This window comes from Nocardia kruczakiae NBRC 101016 (assembly GCF_001612965.1).
GTDB classification, from domain to species: domain Bacteria; phylum Actinomycetota; class Actinomycetes; order Mycobacteriales; family Mycobacteriaceae; genus Nocardia; species Nocardia kruczakiae.
Map to the genome: position 1 here is coordinate 42,017 of NZ_BDBL01000001.1, position 380 is coordinate 42,396.

Sequence of the window (380 nt, forward strand, 5' to 3'; positions counted from 1 at the left end):
CCGCGATTTCCGTCACTCGGAACCGGGGATTCCCAGCAGGTTCCCAGTGCCGGACCGAACCGCGAGGTGGCGGGGACAACGCAGTCCAGTGCTGATGTCGGAGCGCTATCGCCCTTCTTGGCTCATTGTCGGTACCTGGCGGTAGATTGGTTCGGTGTTCATCAGCGAATCTCGAAACGAGGCCGATCCGTGGCCGGTGGGTGTGGTCGGGCCCATGTAACAAGATCGGCCCGACGGACGGATAGGTCCTATGAACATTTTTGTCTGATTGCAATCGAAGTGAGCCCCGAATGCCGGACGCCACGCTCGGATGAGGTGAGCGTCGGCATCGGTGTGCCATCGGGGAGCGCTGCGTGGCGTTCCGGAAGCGAGGTTACGGG